Here is a 19399-nt window from a genome sequence, read left to right on the forward strand (position 1 = left end):
ACCGCATAAAAGAAACGCGCTTTTTATGGGAAGGCCCGCGCCTGCTGGCTGAATTTAATGGCTATCGCTCGCAAATTTACGCCTACGGCGATCAAAACAGCTTCGCCCCGCTCGCCCGCATCGACGGCGGTGGCGACGACAGTCAAATCTATTACTATCACAACCAGGTCAACGGCCAGCCGGAGGCGATGACCGACCGTGAAGGCAACGAATGCTGGCGCGGCGAATCTGACAGTTTTGGAAAAGTCACGGGTGAAACCCGCGCACAGCGGATAATGAGCGGTGGCCCACAGAACCTGAGAATGCAGGGTCAATATCTCGACAGGGAAACCGGGCTCCATTATAATTTACACCGTTATTATGATCCGGATAGCGGACGATTTACCCAGGCTGACCCGATAGGGCTGGCGGGCGGACTGAACCTTTACCAGTACGCGCCGAATGTGCTGGGGTGGGTGGATCCGTGGGGGTTGAGTTGCGGAACAATAAAAGCTAATAGCCGAAATGAAGCGTTGAATCGAGCTCAACAACATGCACAAGTTCCAAGAATTTCTCGTGGTGGGCAAGATATTAGTTTGAATGATTTAAATCCAACTAGCCGTGGGGATAATTGGGGAAAAATGAAAGCTGATGGAGCTCAGAAATTAGGCCGACGTAACCCTAACGGGAAAAACTCTCGATTTGAACATCCAGATGGACATCCGGCAGATGCTGGAAAACCAGATATACCAGACCATCATTCAAATGGGCATGTTCATGCAATCAATACTAAAGGGGAAGAGGTAATATTCACATGGTAAAACATGAAAGATTGATAAAATTCCCAATGCCTGATTGGAATAGAGTAATTAGCTCAGATCTCGATTCAATAGCGTATTGTTTATGTTATCAATACGATATTGATCTGAACGGCAATGGGCCTTATGGGTTTAATACTAACAAAGCATCCGGAATTATTAATGATGCATTCCCTAACTTATTCTTTTATGAGAATAACGGTAAAAATAATAAGGTTAAGTTACTCAGTACCCAGGCGATTAAAAGTAATGGTATTTACCTGTATGGAAACGTCGATAAAATAAATTTATTACAACAGGATTTGAATTATTATTATTTATCAGAGAAAAAAAATGAGATGAGGTTGAAAAGATCCCTTGCGCCCGAACCTTTACCCTCGGAACCTTTGCTATTGAACCTGGTGAGGAATCGTGAATATAGGAGTGATAGCATAAAGAGAATAATTGACTCAGAATGTGGTTTATTTGTATATCATCATTATATGCCAGCTGCAGGTGACTGTGTTATATTATTTGACCGCCATCTTGTATTTTCATTAAAGAATATTGCATTGAATTTTGATGTGGAGTACTTCGAAGTAGATTCAATCGATTTTTTAAAAGCATGGTGAAATGTAAAAATCCACATAAGTCGCAAGATCTTCCCGGCTGTTTTTATTGGTATGTTAAATGCCCCGGAGCGCCGCCTAAGCGGCGTTCTTCATATCTCGGTTAGTCAGCTTATCCTATACACTCCTCCGTGCTTACTTCATGATCCGGCATAGAACCCTTTGGAGCCGGCCATCAACATCGTGGTATGCCAGTTGTGCGCATTTTTACGACATCTACAGTACCGGCTACAACGGTGGATTATCTATTATCGAGTATCTCGGCTGACGCCCTGCCCGCACCTGGTTTATTTGATTAAACCTATTTGGTTTCAGGTGGGCTCATTTTGGTCATCCCCGCCCGCTTATTTCCCGGGCTGAGAACCAGCCACACGGCCACGCAAATGAGTATTCCGCCTGCGAAGAATCCCCTTGAGAGCGTTTCATTGAGCATCAGATAGCCCCACAAAATACCGAACGGCGGGATCAAAAACGTCACCGTCATACTGCGTAGTGGGCCGATATCGGCGATCAGGCGGAAATACAGGATATAGGCCCACGCCGTGCAGATAAGGCCGACCGCCAGCACGCATAGCCAGACCAGCGGCTGCGCCCAGTGAACCGGTGCTTCGGTCGCAGAGGTGTAGAGGAAGAACGGCAGCAAGAACAGCGTGGCGCCCAGCTGGCTGCCGGTGGCGACCAGTTTCGGGTCTAGGCCGCCGCGTTCAGTTATCCAGCGGCGGGTCAGGAAACCGGCCACGGCATAACAGCTGGTCGCCACCAGACAGGCGATCACGCCCGCCAGTAATTGCGACACGGATTCTGCGCTGCCGGTGGTGGTCAGCAAGGTGATGCCGAATAAACCAGTCAGCACACCGAGCGCTTTTTTGAACGTCACGATTTCGTGGAAAAATAATCCGCCGAACACTACGCCCATCAGCGGCGTGGTGGCGTTGAGGATCGCCGAATACCCTGCCGGTAACCAGCGCGCGGCCAGACAATACATCAGGAATGGCAAACCGGAGTTGATGACTCCGAGCAGCAGCGAACTGCCGAATTTTCGCTGGTAATCACGCGGTGTCCGCATCACGGCCAGAATAACCACCAGTCCTATAAACCCGAACAGTACGCGCAAAAACGCCGTATTGATGGCACCGAACGCCGGAGCCGCCACCCGCATAAACAGAAAACTGCCACCCCAGATCGCCGCTAACAGTAACAGACGGCAAAAATCACCCGCTTTCATTCGCGTCCCCTATTGAAAATTAGCTATTGCCTTGTTTTAGTACTGGAATTAGTCACGATGAAAATCGTGTTAATCAGTGTAGTGAATACGCTGGCGGATTAACCTCCTTTTTCTTGCTTTTATATTCTGAACAGGACGCTTAAATGACCGATTTTTCGCAGGCTGATTTTGATGTTCGTGTGGAATGGGGCGCGCCAGCCATTGAGCATCTGGCGGCGGAAGCGGACTGTATCGTGATTATCGACGTGATGTCGTTTTCCACCTGCGTCAGCGTGGCGACTGAACGTGGTGGAGTAATTTTCCCTTATCCCTGGAAAGACGCCCGCGCGCAGCAGTTTGCCGCAGAGAATAATGCTGATTGCGCTCACTTTGACCGCCGTTTTCAGGGACCCGGTTTTACCCTTTCGCCATGTTCTTTGCGCGATATGCCCGCCGGAACACGGCTGGTGTTGCCGTCACCAAACGGATCGGCACTTACGTTTAAAGCCAAAACGCATACTGCAGCGATTTTCAGTGCCTGTTTTCGTAATCTGACCGCGACCGCCCGCGCCTGTGAGCAGTATCGCCACATTCTGATCGTGCCCGCCGGTGAAAAGTGGCCGGACAACTCTCTGCGTCCGGCGCTTGAAGACCTTGTTGCCGCCGGCGGGCTGGTTTCCCGTTTTACGTACAGGAGTTTGTCGGCAGAAGCCCGTGCAGCCCGCGCTGTGTATCAAAACCTGACTCGGGCAGAACTTGAAGATTGCGGCTCAGCGCGTGAACTCACGCGTCGCGGCTTTGCTGCGGATGTCACGCTGTGCCTGCAGGAAGATGTCAGTGATTTTGCCTGCAAGTTGCAGGACGAAGCCTTTACTGTGGTCCGCTGAAAGAGAAATCGCTCTTTTTGATCCTCGCCGGATCTGTAATCCGGCCAAAGTTGTGTGATAGGTTAAATACTTATCATCTATCTTTTGCTGCGCCTTGCGGCGATGCTGTTTTTTCCGGGACAGAAGACAATGAGCCAGAGTAAATCGGATGCGTCACAACATCCGCAGGGAGAAAGCGCTGTCAGTAGCGGGATCTCCGTTATTGCTTTATTGGTTGCTGCTGCTTTTTTCATGGAGTTTATCGACGGCACGGTGATTGCGACGGCGCTGCCGCAAATGGCGATTTCATTCGGCGTTTCAGCGGTTGATCTGAATGCCGGAATGAGCGCTTATATGCTGACGCTGGCGGTGCTGATCCCGGCCAGTGGCTGGGCGGCTGAACGTTTTGGTGCCCGCACCGTATTCACCTTTGCCCTCGCCGTCTTTACGCTGGCGTCGCTGTTTTGTGCAATGGCGACTAGCGTCAGTGAATTCATCATCTTGCGTATTATTCAGGGGATTGGCGGTGCGCTGATGGTGCCGGTCGGGCGTCTCACTGTGCTGAAAACGACGCCGAAACCGCAGCTTATCAAGGCCATCGCCACGCTGACCTGGCCTGCGCTGGTGGCGCCGATCCTCGGGCCACCGCTCGGCGGGTTTATTACGCATTACGCCTCGTGGCACTGGATTTTCTATATCAACGTGCCGCTCGGGATTATTGCGATGGTTCTGGCGTGGCGGCTGTTTCCGCAGGAACGCCCCACAGAAACCAAGCATTTCGATAAACCGGGTTTCCTGCTGACCGGGCTGGCGATGCTGTCGCTGGTGACGGGGCTGGAGCTGATCAGTCAGGATCATATCCTGTGGACCACTGCCGTGCTGTTGCTGGTGGCGGGTGTGGTACTTTCGGTTCTGGCTGTCCGTCATCTTTACCGCGATCCGGCGCCGATGGTGCATCTGGGATCGATGGTGATCCCGACGTTCCGTATCTGTATGGGCGGCGGTTCACTGTTTCGCGTCACCATCAGCGCGGTGCCCTTCTTACTGCCGCTGATGTTGCAGGTCGGGTTCGGGATGGATCCGTTCCATGCCGGTTTGTTAGTGCTGGCGGTATTTGCCGGTAATCTGGCGATGAAACCGGCGACAACGCCACTTATCCGCCGTTTCGGTTTCCGCCCGGTACTGGTGGTCAACGGATTACTCAGCGTTTTCTCGCTGCTGTTTTGTGCGTTTATGACGCCCGGTACGCCGGACTGGCTGGTGATGTTACTGCTGTTCCTCGGGGGCCTGAGCCGTTCAATGCAGTTTACCGGCATCAGCACGCTGGCGTTTTCGGACGTGCCGCAAAAGCAGATGGCCGATGCGAATACCCTGTTCAGCACGGTGTTACAGCTATCGGTCGGACTTGGGATCACCGTGGGCGCGCTGGGCACAAGGCTCGGCGAGCAACTGATCAGCCTGTTCCACTGGGATGATGTACCGGGGATGAGCTTTAAAATTGCCTTTATCGTGATCGCCATTCTGACACTTATCGGCTGGCTGGATATGCTGCGGCTAAAACCCGATGCAGGCTCGACAGTCTCAGGCAAAAAGTGAATAACTTCACTATGATGAGTCGTGTTAATTAACCTTGTTTGGAGACTCCGATGTTCAAAGGATTAAGTGCATTTCCTCTTACACCGCTGACTGAAAAAGGCATTGATGAAAAATCGTTTGTCAGACTGATAGAGCGGCTGGTCAGTGCGGGTGTGGATTCGATCGGGGCACTGGGGTCGACGGGCAGTTATGCCTATCTCAAACACAGTGAGCGCGACCGTGTCGCGCGGCTGGCGGTCGAACACGCCAACGGTATTCCGGTGATGGTCAGTATCGGATCTGTGCGTACCTCGGATGTGCTGCATCTGGCGGAAGATGCTCAGCGTGCGGGCGTGAGTGCCGTTTTACTGGCGCCGGTGTCGTATCAGAAACTGACCAGTGACGAGGTTTTCACGCTCTATGATACGGTGACGCGTCATCTTTCCGTGCCGTTGTGTGTTTACGATAATCCGGGCACGACGCATTTCGATTTCACCGATGAGCTTTACGGGCGCATCGCGCAATTACCTCATGTGGCGAGTATCAAAATCCCCGGTTTGTCTGCTGATCCCGTTGCCACACAAAAACGTCTGGCTGAAATTCGTCCGCTGGTACCAGAACACGTCACGCTCGGTGCGGCAGGCGATCTGGCTGCTGCCACGGTTCTGACACAAGGCGGCGATGTCTGGTATTCCGTGATTGCCGGTTTATTCCCGGAGATCCCGCTGGCGATCACCCGTGCGGCACAAAAAGGAGATACCCAAACTGCGCAGGCTTTATCGGCACAGCTTGAGCCTTTATGGGAACTGTTCCGCCAGCACGGCAGCCTGCGGATTATTGCAGGCGCTGCCGAAATCCTCGGCCTGGTGTCAGCGCCCTGTCTGCCATTACCGCTGCGGTCAGTCGCGGGTGATGAACGCCAGCGTCTGGCCCGTGTTCTCGAAGAACTCGGTTTGCGCGCATGATCCAGTCGGCGGGCATCGGTCCCGCCGTCATTTCACTCTCCTGCTTCCACGCCATAAACAGCCACCCTTTTTGACCCTTATTCCCCCGTTTGATTTCGCTTAAATCCCTTAAGGTGGCTGCATCATGAACCTTTTCTGCCTGCGCGATGGCGCGGAGCAAAACCACTAAAGGCTATTCAGGCGTGGCAAAATCATTTTTACGCAGTGGCAGTCTCAACGACATCCTTGCGCTGGGCGAAAACGGGCAGCCGGTTTACGCATCAGCCCTGCAATTACGGGAAACCTTACGCTTGCGTAAACAACCTGCAATCGCGGATTGTCTGGCTATTCCGCAACTCAATGAGGCCGGAGACCGCCTCGACTGGTACTCCCCGCGCGAAGGCAAAGTCGTTTCCTGGGCGGCAGCCACTGACACCGCACGCGCCTCGGCGTTACGTCAGCTGGAAAACTGTCTTGATACCGTGGCTCAAATCAGCAAAGCGGCAAAATCCTCCGAAAAATCAGCCAGCCAGTTTTTTGGCGCGTTACTGGAAAAAGCGTTTCGTTTTCCGGATCAAAACCACGTTTATCTGGTCGGCGGTCAGCCTGTTCTGACGTTCTGGGGATTTGTCAGCTTAGACAGCACCGCCAATGCCGAACCTTTTGCAGCCCTGCGCAATACGCTCAGAGCCGATGACCCCTTACCGACCCTTTCGCTGGCCGCTGAAAAAGTCAAAACACCCGATCCGGTCATCGCGCAAGAGCCACCCGTTAGGGTGATAAAAACCATCGAAGCACGTGCGGCTGAACAGGAAGCAGCAACGCCTGAACCTGTTGCGCTACCGCGTCGTAAAATTTCACCACTGATCTGGGCGCTGCCTGTGGCGGCATTGGTGGTAGCCGGTTCGGCAGCGGGCTGGTTGTATTCGCGCACGCCTGCGCCAAAAGCAGAGATTGCCAAAACCGAGACTGCGAAACCTGCTCCGGCAGCCGAACCTGTAGCCATCGCCCCGCTGCCGGTCGCTGAGCCCGCGAAAGCGCCGGAAGTGAATGCCCCGGATGTGAAAGCAACGGGTGCCGCACCGTTACCGGCCGCCCCTGCTGCTGTTGTGGTGCCTTCACCGGAACCGGTCGCGGAAGTCGAGAAGACGCCGGTGGTGACGGAACCTGCCCCTGGGCCGGTCAGCAAAGATGCGCTGGTCATGCCGCCGGACTCGGTAAAAATTGGTTCGACAAAATTCCTCAACGGTAACTGGAGTGGCATCGTTGAAATCAAGGATCCGGTCACCGGCAAGCCGCCGGTGCTGCGTTATCAGTTCAAACAAGGTCAGGGCACGGTGAAAATTACGTATGGCGCCGGAGTCACCTGCCGCGCACCGGTGAATGCCGGTCTGATGCAGTCGGGGAATTTGGTGATCAACAGCCGTTATAAAGCGAAATGCAGTGACGGTTCCCGCTATCAGATGCCGGAAATCAGCTGTACCCAGGGCGCGACTGGCGCAGCCGTGTGTCAGGGACGCTACAACGGCGACACGGTTTACCCAATGACGATTAAGCGCGAAGGTAAATAAGACCATGCTGGCAACCATTACTGATTTTAAACAAAAGATTACTTTGATCCGCGACAGCGGCATCCAGTTTCTCGACTTCGCGCTTAAGCCGGTCTGGGATCTTGAACTGCCTGCCAAATTTGTGCGTAAAAGCGCCAACGGCCCGCTGTTGCGGCTGGATTATAATCCGCAAAATGGCCGTCATTTTTTACCGGCAGCCGACGGTGGCGCACCGGAAATGGTGCGTCCGGAGTTCAGTTTTCCACTGGAACAGTCTTTGAAGCTGCTCGATCAAATCTGGCTGCCACTGCCTTTCCTGCGCTTTAATCCGCCGCGTACTTTCATGGCGGGTCCTGATAACTGGGCACGGGTGCAGGTCCGCCAGCTGGATACACCCGAAGCGGACGGCAGCACGCACCGCGTGGTGATTGCTTTCGATACCCGTGTGGCGCAAAGCGATGACGAGCAAACCCAGCTATCGCCGGTAGCGGATGATGTGAAAAACGGCATCAGTTTTGCGCTGGCGTGGCATAACGATGAACTGCCTGATTTCCTTGACCAGACCTGGGTGGACGGCTGGCTGCGAGAAGTCTTTACCGAACAGTCCGCCATTCGTGAACAGCGTGAGGCGCGCAACATCAAAGTCGCCCTGCGCGAGTTTGAATATCAGGCGCACTACCTGAATTTACTGGAAATGCTCGGCAGCCAGCTGGGCATTCCGGAGCTGAAAATCAGCGGTGCTACTTTGCAGGAGCCGGCCATCAACGTGGATCTGATCCTGGATGTCGGTAACTCGCATACCTGCGGCATTCTGGTCGAAGATCACGTGGGTGAAACTGACGGTCTTAAACAGACCAGTGAGCTGCAACTGCGTGACCTTTCACAGCCCCATTTCCTCTATAACGAACTGTTCGAAAGCCGCGTGGAGTTTGCTCAGGCGCGTTTCGGTAAACCTAACTTTTCCGCAGAAAGCGGTCGTGATGATGCGTTCATCTGGCCGTCGATTTTGCGTGCCGGTCGTGAAGCCAGCCGTCTGGCTTTGCTGCGTGAAGGTACCGAAGGTTCGACGGGTATTTCCAGTCCGCGCCGTTATTTGTGGGATGAAGACAGTTACACGCCGGGCTGGCGCTTCAGTCAGGGCGGTCACGGCGCAGTCACCGAGCCGGTTGCGGCGGCCATGCCGCTGACGTTTCTGATTAATGATGAAGGACAGCCGTTGTCCGATCTTCCGGCAGAAGATCGTCTGCCGGTATTTTCGGCGCATTACAGCCGCAGTTCGGTGATGACACTAATGCTGTCTGAGTTGCTGGCACAGGCGCTGATGCAAATCAACAGCCCGGCGCAGCGGACCAAAATGTTGCGTTCTTCCGCCCCCCGTCAGTTACGTAATATCATCCTGACCCTGCCTTCGGCGATGCCAAAACCGGAGCGTGAAATTTTCCGCCGTCGTATGCAGGAGGCGATTGGTCTGGTGTGGAAGTCGATGGGCTGGCATCCGTCTGACGACGGTTTTAAAAACCCGGCAGACAAGGCGAAAAGCCTGATGCCGGTGCCGGATGTGCAGATGGAATGGGACGAAGCGACCTGCGGACAGATGGTGTATCTGTATAACGAAACGCAGGTGAATTTCGGCGGTCACACCGGCGAATTCTTTGCCAGTATGGCGCGTCCTGACCGCGAACTGGCGGATGACGAACCGGTCGGCAAAACCCTGCGCATTGCCTCGATTGATATCGGCGGTGGCACGACTGATCTGGCGATCACCCAATACTGGCTAGACGATGGCATGGGGAATAACGTCAAAATCACCCCGCGTCTGTTGTTCCGCGAAGGCTTTAAAGTGGCGGGCGACGATATTCTGCTCGACGTCATTCAGCTCTACATTCTGCCTGCATTACATGCGGCGCTGAAAAAGACCGGTCTGGCGAATCCCGACGGACTGATGACGCGTCTGTTCGGCAGCGAAGGCCGCATGGACGGTCACGCGACGCTGCGCCAGCAAAGCACATTGCAGATATTCATTCCGCTGGCGCACGCCGTGCTGGAAGTGTATGAACGCTTTGATCCCCTGGATACTCACGCAGAAATCGACGCGCCGTTTGGTGAGTTGCTGGAACAGACGCCGACGCAAAAAGTGCTCGATTATCTGCACTCGGAGATCCAGCGCGTGCTGCCTGCCGGTTCCGCGGTCTTTGATATTTTGCAAACCCCGCTGGTGCTCAGGCTCAGCAAGCTGCACGGTGAGTTTTTATCCAACCGGATGAGCATAACGCAGAATCTGCGCTCCTTGTGCGAAGTGGTGTCGCTGCACGATTGCGACGTCCTGCTGCTGACCGGCCGCCCTTCGCGCTTCCCGGGTATTCAGGCGCTGTTCCGTCATCTGCAACCGTTGCCGATTAACCGCATGTTATCGCTCGACGGTTATCACACCAGCGGCTGGTATCCGTTTAATAAACTCGGACGCATCGACAACCCGAAATCCACTGCTGCGGTGGGTGCAATGCTGTGCCTGCTGGCACTGGATCTGCGTCTGCCCGGTTTCTATTTCAAAGCCGGTGATTTCCAGCCGTATTCGACGGTGCGTTATCTGGGCATGCTCGATGGCAATCAGGCGCTGACCGACGAGAACGTCTGTTACAGCGACATTGACCTCGATGCCCATGATTACAAACTCGACGGCGCGGCGAACTTCCGTATTCGTGGTGCCATCTGTCTGGGCTTCCGACAGCTGGAAAATGACCGCTGGCCTGCGTCTCCGCTGTATACCCTGACGATTACTGAGCCAGAGCTGGCGCGCAAAGTGGCGGGTGACAGCGTGCTGCGGGTCAAACTGGCGGTGAAAAAAGGCGAAGATCACCCGACGCCGGAATTTTTTGATATTGCCAGCGCGGTGCTGGATAACGGCACCAAAGTGCCGGTCCATCATCTGCGTCTGCGGCTTAATACACTGGGCGAAAGCCATTACTGGATCGACAGTGGGAGCGTATTCGTCTCATGACAACCAGCACAACAGCAACAATTCCGGCGCAGGCATTGACCACGAATGTGCTGCAACGCCAGTTTGCCGCCGCGTCCGACACCATTGGCGACGCCCTGAGCTGGGTGGAGAACACCCGCGCTCAGGCGCCGCGTCTTGATCTCGAAGCCGACCGGCTGAATTTGCAGTTAAAGCGCTGTCGCGACAAAGCGCAACGTCTGGCGCTGGCCTGTGAACTGCCGCCTGCGCTGGGCTTTTACGGCCATTCTCAGGCCGGGAAGTCCTATCTTATCTGCTCGCTGGCGGCGGGCAATTATGGCCGGTTAGAAACCCGCCTGGGCGGCGTGACACTGGATTATCTGACACAAATTAATCCGGGTAACCGTACTGCGCGGCTGGCTACGCGATTCACGCGCCAGTCCGATGTGCGCGACCGCGCTTTTCCGGTACGCGTGCTGCTACTCAATGAGCCGGATCTGGCCCGCATTGTTATCCGCGCCTTTGAGCCAGACAGTCATTATCACGTGCCGGATACGCAGCAGATCACCGAACATCTTAATAAGCTGATGATGCATCGCCAGCCGGAGCCGGTTGAAGGCTTCAGCAGCGGGCAGATGATGGGATTATGGGATTCCATGGTCCGACTCGATGCCCGCCGGTTCCGTCACCTGAATGCGCATTTCTGGCCAGTCGCGGTGAACCTGGCGCCCTATCTGAATGTCGATGACCGCGCGCGATTGTTCTCGATTCTGTGGGGCAATGTGCCTGCGCTGACCACGGCTTACCGTCATTATGCGCATACGCTGCAACATCTGGGTGGCGCAAAAAGTTTGCTGGCTCCGCTGAGCGTGCTGGTTGATGACGCGATGCAACCGGCAGACGGTATTTTCAGCCAGTCTCCGGCTTTCGACATCGAGATTTCCGTCTGCCCTGAATTCGACGGGGCGAGTACTGCACCGGTGACGTTGTCACTTGAAGAGCTGACCCTGCTGGCCGCCGAAGTACAGATACCGTTGCTTTCGCCGCCACGCGAAGCCTTGTTTGAACAATTTGATTTGCTGGATTTACCGGGGTACGGCACCGCAGAGGAGGATGACAGCGATGACGACATCACCCCGCTGTTTCGCGCTAAAGTCGCTTATCTGCCGGAACGCTATACCGACCGCCATGAGATGAACATGCTGATGGTCTGCACTGCCGCGGATAAACGTGATGATGTGGTCGCCGTTGGCCGCACACTCGAGCACTGGGTTAAGGAGATGCACGGCGAAAACACGCAGGTGCGCAGCCGTCGTAAACCGGGGCTGGTCTGGGTGCTGACGCCGTTTGACCGGCGGATGACGCAGTCTTTGCATTTCGACGAAGCCGTTCAGCGTCATGTGGGAAATCCGGGCGATGCCTGGGGCGCATTGCTGGCAATGGACGAGCGTGGGCTGCAACGCATGGCGGATTATCTGGTGGCAGAAATCCGTCCTGATGTGCGTCTCAACCGTCTGAGTGAATTGCGTGATGAACTGCATCGCGAACTGGCGGATAACCTGCTCGGGCGCTGGTATCAGGAAGGCGAAGCCGCTGATCCGTTACAAAAACAGCGCACGGTACAGACAGTGATAAAAGCGTTGCAAACCCGTACCGGCGTTCACGGCGAATTACTTGAAAAACTGTTGCCGGGCCGCGATGAACTGCACCGTATTTATCTGGAACATACTGGCCAGCCCGCAGAAACCGGGGTTCAGGATGAAGCAGGAGCGGAAAGTTTTGGTATCGGTATCGATATTGATCTCTTCGCCGAACAGCAGGATGCGCCTGTGTGGCAGGCGAAACCGGATGATGGCACCGCGTTTGCCCGTCAGGTGCAGCGTTACTGGATAAACCATCTGCGCAGCCTGCCGGAGAACGAGCCATTGATCGCCTTGCTCGGTGTGGCAAAACCGACGGTCGAATTGCTGATGGAAGAGCTTATCACCGCCAGTTTCCGGCTCAGTTTGGGCGAGGCGCTGGTGCGGTCGCTGGGCAGTGTATACCCGGCGGGGGCGCGGGAACATGACCATCATGCCGACCGGCAGGTTTCCCGTGCGCTGACCGTATTGGGTGACTTCGTGGCGTGGCTGGGCTTTGAAAAGCAACCGGAAGATGAGCGCCCGGAAAGCCGTATCAATAAAGGCCACAAGATCTTCGCCAAACCGAAGAAAAGCATCGCCAGCTGGAAATCTTCCCGGCGGCTGACCAAACTTTCCGCCACCCCGACCAATTCCACCGCATTTTATATTTACGACTGGCTGGTAGGATTGCAGGAAAGCATTATGCGCAATACGGGTTACGCGGCGGGCGGCGAAATCCCGGCAACGGAACGTGCTGCTCTGGCCAGACTGCTGAAGGCATTAAAAGCCGGTCACTAAAAAGATAAAACCGGAACAAACCAGGTTCCTTACCCAGATACCTCACAGGCACTGTTTGCAACAGTGCCTGTGAGGAGTTGCCGTGACTTATGATTAAAACGCGGTTTCTAACACTTCGAGCACGTTGTACTCTTCATCCACCAACAGCAGTGCTTTCCATTTATCAAATGTCAGACACGGGTGGGAGGTGCCGAACACCACAATATCCCCGACCTGTACGTCAGCACCTGGTTTAAACGTTAGCATGGCATGCTGATCCATAATTCCTGTCGTTTCAATGGTTTCCCCGGGGCTATCAAGTAACTTACCCTGGCGATAATGCGCAACAGGATGTGGCAGGCCTGCGTCGAAGGCGCTGTCACGCTTGCCGAAGTTCACAATCGCACGGTCACTTTCTGGCACGGACTGTACCATTGCCACCAGCTCCAGTGCCGAGACCAGATCTCCCCCTAAATCGCAGGCGACTTTGTCACGCGCCATCAGCTCATTCTGCGCCTGGAGATAGATACCGCCGTCGTGGGTGATATAGCAACCAGGGCGGATTACCACGCGGCAGTTGGCGGGTTTCTTCGCTTCCAGCCAGACGTTGCAGACCACGTCATACCAGACGGAACCTGCTCCGGTAAGTATAAATTCACCCCCGACATGGCGTTCCAGCTGGCAGGCCAGCACGGCGGCATCGCGCAGCAAGGCTTCAACGTGTGGTCGTGGATTTTCACCGTGCAGCACGCCCTCATACAACTCAAGTCCACGCAGACGCAAACCCGGCAGCGTAGAAATAGTTTCTGCCAGCATCAGCGCATCTTCTGCTGTTCGGCAACCGCAGCGCCCGCCGGGTACACCCAGCTCAATCAGGACATCAAGTTGTTGGTTTTGCGCGCTGAAAAATGCATTCAGCGATTTCGCATTGGTGAGGCTATCTACGCAGCAAAGAAAATCTACGTCCCGATACTCATTTTTAAGATCCGCGACCAGCTGCATGTTCGCCTTGCCCACGAGCTGATTTACCATGAGCACGCGCTTCACACCAGCGACCATCGCAATGCTGGCCTGCCAGGCGCTGCCCACGCCAACAGCCCAGGCACCGGCCTGCTGCTGCTGTTGGAAGATCCACGGCGTCATGGTGGTTTTACCGTGTGGTGCAAGGGATACACCGCGAGTATCGGCATAACGCTGCATCCACTGAATATTGTTCTCCAGCGCCGCTTTCCTGATTACCGCTGCGGGCAGACAAACGTCTTCTTGCAGGATATTCGCCGGGGTAAACATCAGGGCGGATTTATGTGGGGCGAGGTTACCTGACTGGTATTTCATAACATTACTCCTTGAAGAGTGTCATTTTTATAATAACGAGTATCGCATGTAACTTATTGAAATTAAGGTATATGTAATATTATCTTAGGATTTTGTGAATAAAAGTATCATAAATATGTGTGTTTTTTGCGTAGTCTTCCACTGTTTTTATGGCTTGTAAATGGTTAACTTTAATCAGGAACATTGCGGAGGTATGGAAGACATGAAATTCGATTATCTGTTCAGGAACATTACGGTTATCGACGGCAGCGGCGGCCCGGAATACCGCGCTGATGTTGCCATCAAGGACGACTTGATTGCTGAGATTGCACCGGCAATCAGCGGTCAGGCGCAGAATGAAATTGACGGCACGGGCCACGTGCTGGCTCCGGGTTTTATCGACGTCCACACCCACGATGATATCAACGTGATCCGTATGCCGGAGTATCTGCCGAAAATCAGTCAGGGCATTACGACGGTGATTGTTGGCAACTGCGGGATCAGCGCCGCGACGGCCACGATGAAAGGTTGCGTGCCAGATCCGATGAATCTTCTCGGGGATGTGGCTCAGTTTATCTACCCAACGGTTGCTGACTATGCGCATGCCGTTGAACAGGCTCGTCCGGCGATTAATGTCGGGACGCTGGTGGGTCACACCGCGTTGCGTAATAACCATATGGACAATTTGTTGCGCACCGCGACTGAAGATGAAATCAGCGGGATGCGCAAACAGCTTCGCCTTGCGCTGGAACAAGGCGCTCTGGGATTAAGTACCGGGCTGGCTTATGCCTCAGCATTTCAGTCGTCTACTGAAGAAGTGATGGCGTTGGTGCAAGAGCTGGCGGCGCAGAAAGGGATTTACACTACCCATTTGCGCTCTGAGTTTGAACCGATCCTTGATGCGCTGGATGAGGCATTTCGCATTGGTCGTCACGGCAAAGTGCCGGTTGTGGTCTCGCACCATAAATGCGCCGGTGCTAAAAACTGGGGCCGTACCGTTGAAACCCTGAAGCTGTTCGATAAAGTACGCGAGCACCAGGATGTGTCCTGCGACTGCTATCCGTATTCCGCCAGCTCTTCCACGCTGGATATTCAACAGATTACTGACGATTTCGACATCGTTATTACCTGGTCAGAGCCCCACCCGGAGATTGCCGGACTGTCTTTAAAACAAATTGCGGAAAACTGGTCAATGACGTTGGTTGAGGCGGGCAAGCTGTTGATGCCAGCCGGAGCAATTTACTACAACATGGACGAACAGGACGTCCGTCGGGTGTTGACCTATCCGGTGACAATGATCGGTTCTGACGGTTTACCCAATGACCCGATGCCGCATCCCCGACTTTGGGGGGCTTTTCCCCGCGTGCTGGGTCACTATAGCCGCGACGAGAAGCTATTCCCGCTCACGGTGGCAGTACACAAGATGACCGGTATGTCAGCAGCACGGTTCCAGCTTCCAAAACGCGGCCTGGTGAAATGCGGCTATTATGCTGATCTTGTTATGTTCGATCCGCAAACCGTGCGCGATGTGGCCAGTTTCAGCCATCCCCAGCAAACTGCTGCGGGCATCGAAGCGGTGATGGTCAATGGTGTGATGAGCTATGGTCAGGATAAAAAAGTTATCGGACGAGCAGGACGTTTCCTGCGCCGGTAAAACAATAAAGTGGAAGATTACCTCGTCATCCACCCCAAAAAAGGAGTAAGCATGAGCATTAAACGTTACGGAGTAGGCGGAAGCACCGGTACCGGCGGGCAAAAACTGCCCTTCGCTAAAGCTGTAGAAGCGGGCGGCTGGCTGTACGTTTCCGGACAAACCCCCATGATAAACGGCGAAGTGGTAGAAGGCGGTATCATCGAGCAGTCACGCCTGGCGATTCAGAACTGCGTGGACATCATGGAAAGCGCGGGCTACACCCTGGCCGACGTGGTACACGTCAAAGTGTTCCTGACCGATTCCCGCTATTTCCAGTCATTTAACAAAGTATTCAGCGAGTACTTTGCTGACCATCCCCCTGCCCGCGTTTGTTGCGTGGCTGACCTGGTGGTGGACTGCAAAGTGGAAGTGGATTTGACCTGCTATAACAGCGAACGGGCGAAATAAGTCTGACGCAGGGCGGATATTATGTCCGCCTAACTAAATATTAAAAAATATTATTCGGCATATTTGCAATGTATGCCAATGGGTTTTCTGTATGTTTTTTCAGGAAGCTAATTTCATATTTATTATTAATCTGGAAGTGAGTTATGAATAACCCTGTATTCTTAATCGGTTTCATTATTTATGCTCTCGCCATGATTTGGCTTGGCTGGTTTGTTTCACGTAATCAAAAAAGCGGTGAGGATTTTCTCCTTGGCGGTCGTTCCCTGCCGATGTTCTTAACGCTGGGCTCAACAGTGGCAACCATGGTCGGTACCGGCTCAAGCATGGGTGCGGTTGGTTTTGGTTACAGCAATGGCTGGGCGGGAATGCTGTATGGCCTGGGCGGTGCAGTAGGAATTTTACTGGTCGCCTGGTGGTTTGCACCGATTAGAAAATTACGCTTTATGACGATGAGCGAAGAACTTTCTTATTATACCGGCGGTAGCCATGTTATAAAAAATATTGTCGGACTGCTGATTTTCGTCGCTTCTATTGGCTGGCTCGGCGCACATATTCTCGGTGGGAGTTTATATTTATCCTGGGCGACGGGTATCGACTTAACCGTGGCGAAAATTATTATTGCGTTTGCCTTTGCTATATATGTTGTCATCGGGGGATATTCTGCGGTGGTCTGGACAGACACAATCCAGGCGTTGATTTTATTCTTCGGTTTCATTCTGATGGCGATCCTCGCGGTAGTCCACGTCGGAGGATGGGATGCCATTCAACATGCGATGGATCCTAAAGCCCTGAGCTTCCTGGCGGTAGATAAGCTCGGTGTGATACCTGCATTGTCTCTGGCAACCGTTATCGGGGTGGGTGTACTGGCAACGCCGTCATACCGCCAGCGAATCTATTCAGGTAAAGATGTTTCTTCGGTCCGCCGTTCGTTTGTCTATACCGGCATCTTGTACTTATTCTTCTCTATTCTGCCTGCGATCATCGGCATGGCCGCTTTCACCATGAACCCGTCGCTGGAAAACAGCAATTATGCTTTCCTGTTTGCGACGAGCTTCCTGCCAAGCGTACTTGGGATGGTTGTGCTGATTGCCGGGCTTTCGGCGACCATGTCTTCTGCCAGTTCTGATGCGATCGCCGCGGTGGCTATCATGATGCGTGACCTGTACACGATGGTGACCGGCAAGATGCCACCGGAAAACAAAGCCATCACCCTTTCTCGCTGGATGTTGGTCTTTGTGATTGGTTTGGCTCTGATTTGTGCACTGACCTCAAACGACATCATTAGCTATATCACTAAAATGATTTCCACCCTGATGTCGGGGCTGTTTGTATGTTCAATTCTGGGGCGTTTCTGGATGCGTTTTAACTGGCAAGGGGCATTAACGGCGTTGTTAGCTGGCGCGGCAGTCTCTATCGCTGTTCTGGTGAATGACAGCTGGATGGCATTCTGGGGTAACCCATGTATTCCTTCCGTTCTCGCGAGCTTGTTGGGTTCGATTTTGGTGACTGTATTGACTCCGGCGAGCAAAGTCAGTCGCGAAGAAGCGCTGGAGATGATTACCCGTGAGCGTGAAGGTCAGCCAGCTGCCCCGGTCCCGCTGGGCAAGAGCGCGACTGAGAACGCATGATGAACGAAAACTATATTGCCATTGACTGGGGTTCGACACATCTGCGCGCCTGGCGCTACCACAGCGGACAGTGTGTCGACAGCCTGCAGTTGCCTTACGGTGTGAGCCGTCTGGCAGAGAAAACTGCTTGCGAGGTGTTCGAACAATACATTGCGCCGTGGCGTGAGCAGGAAGTGATCCCGGTGGTGATGGCCGGGATGATTGGCAGCGACGCGGGCTGGCAACCCGTGCCCTACCTGCCCTGCCCGGTTTCTCTTCTTGAGTTAAGTGATCAGATTTATGAAGTCGCTGAAAAAGTGTGGATTGTGCCAGGGTTGCGAACCGGGCAAAACGTGATGCGCGGTGAAGAGACCCAGCTGTTGGGGGCAATGCTACTTTCGCCCGCCGCCTGTTATGTCATGCCCGGTACACACAGTAAATGGGTGAGCATCGCAGGAGATAGGGTCAGTGATTTTGCGACCGCCATGACCGGCGAACTTCATCACATCCTGATGAACCATTCGCTGATCGGCAAAGGATTACCGGCGCAGCAAGATGATGTCGCGGCATTTGCGGCTGGCCTGCAAAGTGGGCTGGAATCGCCAGCCCTCATCAACAAACTGTTTGCCGCGCGGGCCAGCCGGGTACTGGGCTCCCTGCCGGCAGAGTCGGTGAGCGAATGGTTATCCGGCCTGCTGATTGGGGCTGAGGTCGCTACGCTGCAGGACAACACGACCCAGGTCACGTTGGTAGGAGGCGGATCCTTGTGCCGCCGTTACCTTCAGGCGTTCGCTACGGCGGGCATTCAGGCCAGCGAAATCGCAGGTGATACCGCATTCCAGCAAGGAATAAGGAGCATTCTTGATGCAAGATACTAACGCACTGGTCGCGATACTTCGCGGCATCCATCCCTATGAGGCCAGCGAGCATGTCGGTGCACTGATTGCAGAAGGTTTCGGCTATATCGAGATCCCGCTAAACTCGCCGAACTGGCAGCAAAGCATTCCGGCAATGGTGGAAAGCTACGGCGATAAGGCAATGATTGGTGCGGGAACAGTGCTGCACGTTGAGCAGGTTGATTTTCTGGCGAAAGCCGGGGCAAAACTGGTGGTGACGCCGAACACCAATCCTGCTGTGATAAGGCGTGCGGTTGACGCAGGAATGCTGGTTTGTGCCGGGTGTGCGACGGCGACTGAGGCATTTGCTGCCCTGGAAGCCGGCGCGCAGTGTCTGAAAATCTTCCCGTCTGCGGTTTTTGGCCCGGCCTATATATCGGCTCTGAAGGCTGTATTACCGCCCGACGTCCCGGTTCTGGCCGTGGGAGGCGTCACGCCTGAAAATCTGGGCGACTATCTGAAAGCGGGTTGTGCCGGAGCCGGTCTTGGCAGCGATTTGTATCGTGCCGGACAGGATGTGGCGGTGACGCGTACGCAGGCCCGACGGTTTATGGCGGCATTCACGGTGTAACCACGCTGCCA

15 protein-coding genes are annotated in these 19399 nt (G+C 54.2%); 13 read left to right on the forward strand and 2 right to left on the reverse strand.

The annotated features are described in order from the left end of the window. Positions 1 to 800: RHS repeat-associated core domain-containing protein (locus tag D6C13_RS07965; RefSeq protein WP_147408175.1), on the forward strand; the 800-nt coding region annotated here is incomplete at its 5' end. After that, positions 794 to 1408: a hypothetical protein gene (locus D6C13_RS07970; protein ID WP_120132254.1), complete on the forward strand. Its 615-nt coding sequence runs from the start codon at positions 794 to 796 to the stop codon at positions 1406 to 1408. The genes D6C13_RS07965 and D6C13_RS07970, both read left to right, overlap by 7 nt. Positions 1409 to 1706: 298 nt before the next feature. On the opposite strand, the gene D6C13_RS07975 is transcribed toward D6C13_RS07970, so the two are convergent. After that, positions 1707 to 2630, reverse strand: coding sequence for a DMT family transporter (locus D6C13_RS07975; protein WP_120132255.1), 924 nt, complete (start codon positions 2628 to 2630; stop codon positions 1707 to 1709). A gap of 143 nt (positions 2631 to 2773) precedes the next feature. Here D6C13_RS07975 and D6C13_RS07980 point away from each other — a divergent pair, with 143 nt between their 5' ends. The 6 genes from D6C13_RS07980 (at position 2774) to D6C13_RS08005 (ending at position 12920) form a co-directional block, all read left to right on the forward strand. Further along, complete coding sequence (locus D6C13_RS07980) at positions 2774 to 3496, forward strand: 2-phosphosulfolactate phosphatase (RefSeq protein ID WP_120132256.1); 723 nt, start codon at positions 2774 to 2776, stop codon at positions 3494 to 3496. Positions 3497 to 3625: 129 nt separating this feature from the next. Next, a complete protein-coding gene (locus D6C13_RS07985; RefSeq protein ID WP_120132257.1) occupies positions 3626 to 5071 on the forward strand; it encodes a DHA2 family efflux MFS transporter permease subunit in 1446 nt (481 codons plus the stop codon). Between the two features lie 50 nt (positions 5072 to 5121). Further along, positions 5122 to 6015 (forward strand): dihydrodipicolinate synthase family protein, encoded by an 894-nt coding sequence (locus tag D6C13_RS07990; RefSeq protein WP_120132258.1) that lies wholly within the window; start codon positions 5122 to 5124, stop codon positions 6013 to 6015. Between the two features lie 182 nt (positions 6016 to 6197). Further along, positions 6198 to 7565, forward strand: coding sequence for an SrfA family protein (locus tag D6C13_RS07995; RefSeq protein WP_120132421.1), 1368 nt, complete (start codon positions 6198 to 6200; stop codon positions 7563 to 7565). 4 nt (positions 7566 to 7569) lie between these two features. Then, positions 7570 to 10542, forward strand: coding sequence for a virulence factor SrfB (locus tag D6C13_RS08000; RefSeq protein WP_120132259.1), 2973 nt, complete (start codon positions 7570 to 7572; stop codon positions 10540 to 10542). Further along, positions 10539 to 12920, forward strand: a complete 2382-nt coding sequence (locus D6C13_RS08005; RefSeq protein WP_120132260.1) for a virulence factor SrfC family protein — start codon at positions 10539 to 10541, stop codon at positions 12918 to 12920. Before D6C13_RS08000 ends, D6C13_RS08005 begins: the two co-directional genes overlap by 4 nt. A 93-nt stretch (positions 12921 to 13013) precedes the next feature. Here the strand turns inward: D6C13_RS08005 and D6C13_RS08010 are convergent, their stop codons facing one another. Further along, a complete protein-coding gene (locus tag D6C13_RS08010) occupies positions 13014 to 14234 on the reverse strand; it encodes an amino acid deaminase (protein ID WP_120132261.1) in 1221 nt (406 codons plus the stop codon). Between the two features lie 202 nt (positions 14235 to 14436). Here D6C13_RS08010 and D6C13_RS08015 point away from each other — a divergent pair, with 202 nt between their 5' ends. From D6C13_RS08015 to D6C13_RS08035, 5 genes are all read left to right on the forward strand, one after another. Continuing rightward, positions 14437 to 15867 (forward strand): N-acyl-D-amino-acid deacylase family protein, encoded by a 1431-nt coding sequence (locus tag D6C13_RS08015; RefSeq protein WP_120132422.1) that lies wholly within the window; start codon positions 14437 to 14439, stop codon positions 15865 to 15867. A gap of 51 nt (positions 15868 to 15918) precedes the next feature. Beyond that, positions 15919 to 16314: a RidA family protein gene (locus D6C13_RS08020; RefSeq protein WP_120132262.1), complete on the forward strand. Its 396-nt coding sequence runs from the start codon at positions 15919 to 15921 to the stop codon at positions 16312 to 16314. A gap of 143 nt (positions 16315 to 16457) precedes the next feature. After that, a complete protein-coding gene (locus tag D6C13_RS08025) occupies positions 16458 to 17942 on the forward strand; it encodes a sodium:solute symporter family protein (RefSeq protein WP_120132263.1) in 1485 nt (494 codons plus the stop codon). Then, positions 17942 to 18799, forward strand: a complete 858-nt coding sequence (locus D6C13_RS08030) for a 2-dehydro-3-deoxygalactonokinase (RefSeq protein WP_120132264.1) — start codon at positions 17942 to 17944, stop codon at positions 18797 to 18799. Before D6C13_RS08025 ends, D6C13_RS08030 begins: the two co-directional genes overlap by 1 nt. After that, positions 18786 to 19388, forward strand: a complete 603-nt coding sequence (locus D6C13_RS08035; protein ID WP_120132265.1) for a 2-dehydro-3-deoxy-6-phosphogalactonate aldolase — start codon at positions 18786 to 18788, stop codon at positions 19386 to 19388. The genes D6C13_RS08030 and D6C13_RS08035 overlap by 14 nt, the downstream gene beginning before the upstream one ends. The last annotated feature ends 11 nt before the right edge of the window (positions 19389 to 19399 follow it).

Source organism: Rahnella woolbedingensis (assembly GCF_003602095.1).
GTDB lineage: Bacteria > Pseudomonadota > Gammaproteobacteria > Enterobacterales > Enterobacteriaceae > Rahnella > Rahnella woolbedingensis.

What these genes read in the sequence shown, in the direction of transcription:
- D6C13_RS07970 (WP_120132254.1), top strand. Translation starts at nt 794, where the DNA reads ATGGTAAAACATGAAAGATTGATAAAATTCCCAATGCCTGATTGGAAT.
- D6C13_RS07975 (WP_120132255.1), bottom strand. Translation starts at nt 2,630, where the DNA reads ATGAAAGCGGGTGATTTTTGCCGTCTGTTACTGTTAGCGGCGATCTGG.
- D6C13_RS07980 (WP_120132256.1), top strand. Translation starts at nt 2,774, where the DNA reads ATGACCGATTTTTCGCAGGCTGATTTTGATGTTCGTGTGGAATGGGGC.
- D6C13_RS07985 (WP_120132257.1), top strand. Translation starts at nt 3,626, where the DNA reads ATGAGCCAGAGTAAATCGGATGCGTCACAACATCCGCAGGGAGAAAGC.
- D6C13_RS07990 (WP_120132258.1), top strand. Translation starts at nt 5,122, where the DNA reads ATGTTCAAAGGATTAAGTGCATTTCCTCTTACACCGCTGACTGAAAAA.
- D6C13_RS08000 (WP_120132259.1), top strand. Translation starts at nt 7,570, where the DNA reads ATGCTGGCAACCATTACTGATTTTAAACAAAAGATTACTTTGATCCGC.
- D6C13_RS08005 (WP_120132260.1), top strand. Translation starts at nt 10,539, where the DNA reads ATGACAACCAGCACAACAGCAACAATTCCGGCGCAGGCATTGACCACG.
- D6C13_RS08010 (WP_120132261.1), bottom strand. Translation starts at nt 14,234, where the DNA reads ATGAAATACCAGTCAGGTAACCTCGCCCCACATAAATCCGCCCTGATG.
- D6C13_RS08015 (WP_120132422.1), top strand. Translation starts at nt 14,437, where the DNA reads ATGAAATTCGATTATCTGTTCAGGAACATTACGGTTATCGACGGCAGC.
- D6C13_RS08020 (WP_120132262.1), top strand. Translation starts at nt 15,919, where the DNA reads ATGAGCATTAAACGTTACGGAGTAGGCGGAAGCACCGGTACCGGCGGG.
- D6C13_RS08025 (WP_120132263.1), top strand. Translation starts at nt 16,458, where the DNA reads ATGAATAACCCTGTATTCTTAATCGGTTTCATTATTTATGCTCTCGCC.
- D6C13_RS08030 (WP_120132264.1), top strand. Translation starts at nt 17,942, where the DNA reads ATGAACGAAAACTATATTGCCATTGACTGGGGTTCGACACATCTGCGC.
- D6C13_RS08035 (WP_120132265.1), top strand. Translation starts at nt 18,786, where the DNA reads ATGCAAGATACTAACGCACTGGTCGCGATACTTCGCGGCATCCATCCC.